This window comes from Microbacterium sp. 69-10, from assembly GCF_001897945.1.
In the GTDB taxonomy this organism is placed as follows: Bacteria; Actinomycetota; Actinomycetes; order Actinomycetales; family Microbacteriaceae; genus Microbacterium.
This window is the reverse complement of record NZ_MKRT01000023.1, coordinates 122733-123043: the sequence shown is the minus strand read 5'-3', so window position 1 is coordinate 123043 and position 311 is coordinate 122733. Positions and strand designations below refer to the sequence as shown.

General features: G+C 70.7%; 1 pseudogene. It reads left to right on the top strand.

Annotated features, from left to right (window positions below):
* Positions 1–220, top strand: a pseudogene (locus tag BGN97_RS10795) (cation acetate symporter); the annotation flags it as partial.
* Positions 221–311 lie beyond the last annotated feature (91 nt).

Here is a 311-nt window from a genome sequence, read left to right as displayed (position 1 = left end):
CTCGCCGGTCTTCTCCGGAAGCCCGACCGCGATGATCCCGGGCATCGACATCGTCATCTTCCCGCTGGAGAGCCCCGGCATCATCTCGATCCCGGCGGGCTTCCTGCTCGGCTGGATCGGCACGGTGACCGCGAGGACCGCGGAGTCGCGCGCCCTCGCCGCGGAGATGGAGGTGCGCTCGCTCACCGGCTTCGGCGCCGAGAAGGCGGTCGAGCACTAGCGACCACTCGGATCGTTCCCCAGTGCGATCCGAGCGTCCCCAGGAGCGGAGCCCGGCGGCCTACACGCCGGGCTCCGCTTCGTTCACGACG